Raw genomic sequence first — 2,710 nt, 5'->3', positions numbered from 1 at the left:
CGCCGCCCCGTACTCACCCGCTTCGTCCATCACGCTCGCGTACTCCACGCTGGGAGCTGCGATCATCGCGCCCGCTGACTCGCCCACGTAGATGAGCTCGCCGCTTCGGACGCGCTTAGCGATCAAGCCTGCGAGATCCTTCTTTTTAAGCTCGCGTAAAAGATAAAAGGTGTTGCCGCCGCTTACGTAAAGTACCTGCGCTGCGCTGATCTTTGCCTTCGCTTCGGCCTCGCTCGCTTTTGAAACGTCTAAAATTTGAAGTGTAAAGCCCATTTTGACAAACGCCTCTTTCGCCTCGTCCACGTAGTCTCGGTACTCCTCTACGTTTGCGGCGGTCGGGATAAAAAGCACCTCTTTGGCGCGGACATTTTGCCTCGCATAGTCCTCAAAAAGCGTCGCCGCGCCCGCAAAATAGGAGCATAAAAACATCTCCGTCATCGTTTTTCCTCTCAAAAGGCCGAAATTTTGCGCTATTTTAGCTTAAATTTTATAAAATCACCGAAAATTTAAACGAAGGAGCGAGCGTGAAAAAAATGTGGGAGGGGCGCTTTAGCGAGGCGAGTTCGGCGCTTTTGGAGGAGTTTAACGCCTCGATCGGCTTTGATAGGGCGCTTTGGCGGGAGGATATCGCAGGCAGCAAGGCGCACGCAAGAATGCTCGGCGCCTGCGGGATTTTGAAGCCTGAGGAGAGCGAAAAGATTGTCGCGGGGCTTGACGCCGTGTTTGAAGAGATAAAAAGCGGTAAATTTGAGTTTAAAACCGCCGACGAGGACATCCATATGGCGGTCGAAAAGCGCCTAAGCGAGCTCATCGGAAGCGATCTTGGCGGCAGGCTACACACCGCGCGCAGCAGAAACGATCAGGTCGCGCTCGACTTTCGCCTCTACGTGCTTAAAAGCGGTGCTCAGGTTGCCGAAAAAATCCGCGAGCTAGTAGAGGCTCTGCGAGATATCGCAAGCGGGCACGCAGACACGCTGATGCCCGGCTACACGCACCTTCAGCACGCCCAGCCCGTGAGCCTTGCCTATCATCTGCTAGCTTACGCGTTTATGTTTCGCCGCGACTACGAGCGCTTTGCCAGCTCGCGCGAGCGAAACAACCTCTGTCCGCTAGGCTCGGCCGCGCTTGCCGGCACGCCGCATCCTATAAACCGCGAGCTAGTCGCGCAGCAGCTAGGCTTTGCGGGAGTGACGCCAAACGCGATGGATAGCGTCAGCGACCGCGATTTCGCGCTGGAGATTTTGTTTAACGTAAGCGTGCTGATGACGCATGCGTCGCGCCTGTGCGAGGAGCTCATCTTGTGGAGCTCGCAGGAGTTCGGATTCGTCACGATCAGCGACGCGTACAGCACGGGCAGCTCGATCATGCCGCAGAAGAAAAACCCCGACGTCGCCGAGCTAATACGAGGCAAAACGGGACGCGTAAACGGCAATCTCGTCGCGCTGCTAACGGTGATGAAGGGCTTGCCGTTAGCATACAACAAGGATATGCAAGAGGACAAGGAGGGCGTGTTTGATAGCGTCGCTACCGCGCTTGCGAGCCTTGAAATTTTAAAACAGATGCTAAAAACGGCTAAATTCAACGAGCAAAATATGCTAGCGATGACGCGCCGCGGACACCTTACCGCGACCGATCTGGCTGATTATCTCGTGCGGGAGAAAAACGTGCCGTTTCGCCGGGCGCACTTCATCACGGGCAAGGCCGTGGCGTATGCGGAAAATTTGGGCCTAGATTTGAGCGAGCTAAATGCGCAGCAGCTTGCTAGCGTGGATGAGAGCTTGGGTGGCGAAGCTGTTAAATTTTTAGACCTACGCGCCTCAAAAGAAGCTAGGAGCTCTCAAGGTGGAACGGCAAATGCTAGCGTAAATGCACAGATTGAATTTTTGAACGAGTGGCTTAAAAGATAAAATTTAAGGAGCTAAATTTGGATGCATGAAAACTTGTTGAGCGTGTAAGCTGGAGCTGATGCGTTTTTATGAAGCTTTGTTGGGCTATAATAAACAGAAACCACGCTAAAAATTGTTAGCTTGCCTAGTTGTTTCGTGTGAGCTGCGTCTAGCTACGGTTTTGTGTGATTTTATGAATTTAAGACGCATCCGATTGTATAGGATGTGTAATAGTTATGAAGTTGGATAACTTTATATTTAAAATTTAGGTCTAAAATAAACAAATTTTAAAATTTTATTGCCGAGTGGCGAAATTTTTAATATAATTAAAAAAAATTAAGGAGGAAAAGATGTTTGGAGGAGCATACAAAAAAGAGCTAGAGAGTAAAAACGAAGCTCTAATGCAAGAAAATGAAAGCTTAAAAGAGCAAATAGAGAGGTTGCAAAGCGATTTGGAGATGGCGAGATTAAGCGCCGCCAAAGAGCAAAATACGCCAAAAACAGGTGAAACTGCAACGAAATTGTTATTAGCTAGCTATGCCGATGGTATAAATTTTCTACAAGGTACGATGGAAGAAAATTTAAAAATGCTTGAGAATATAAACGAGCTGAATAATCTAACATTTTCTAAAACAGGCGAACTACGCGAGCAGACGAGCTTTATCGTTAGTTCTATGGAGAATGTTCAGCAGATGAGCGGTGATTTACAAAACGACGCATCGTCTTTAAATAATAGCGTTATGTCAATTGTAGAAATTATAAATTTGATTAAAGATATCTCAGATCAAACCAATTTACTAGCTTTAAATGCGGCTATAGAAGCG

3 protein-coding genes are annotated in these 2,710 nt (G+C 48.6%); 2 read left to right on the top strand and 1 reads right to left on the bottom strand.

The window, feature by feature from the left end; all coding sequences use genetic code 11:
- Positions 1-438 (bottom strand): Type 1 glutamine amidotransferase-like domain-containing protein (locus Q0200_RS02195; RefSeq protein ID WP_297937191.1); only part of this gene is annotated, 438 nt, incomplete at its 3' end.
- 95 nt (positions 439-533) lie between these two features.
- Here Q0200_RS02195 and argH point away from each other — a divergent pair.
- Both argH and Q0200_RS02185 read left to right on the top strand, forming a co-directional pair.
- Positions 534-1,907 carry an argininosuccinate lyase gene (argH, locus tag Q0200_RS02190; protein WP_297937193.1) on the top strand — a complete coding sequence of 458 codons (1,374 nt, stop codon included), beginning with the start codon at positions 534-536 and terminating at the stop codon, positions 1,905-1,907.
- Between the two features lie 329 nt (positions 1,908-2,236).
- On the top strand, positions 2,237-2,710 hold a 474-nt coding region (locus tag Q0200_RS02185), incomplete at its 3' end, for a methyl-accepting chemotaxis protein (RefSeq protein WP_297937189.1).

It is taken from the genome of uncultured Campylobacter sp., assembly GCF_938045225.1.
Taxonomy (GTDB): Bacteria; Campylobacterota; Campylobacteria; order Campylobacterales; family Campylobacteraceae; genus Campylobacter_A.
Note: the sequence above shows the minus strand (reverse complement) of the source record. Positions and strands in the feature narration are given on the sequence as shown.

Bases quoted from the DNA above. Each gene is read 5' to 3' on its own strand.
- argH (WP_297937193.1), top strand. From the start codon at position 534: ATGTGGGAGGGGCGCTTTAGCGAGGCGAGTTCGGCGCTTTTGGAGGAG.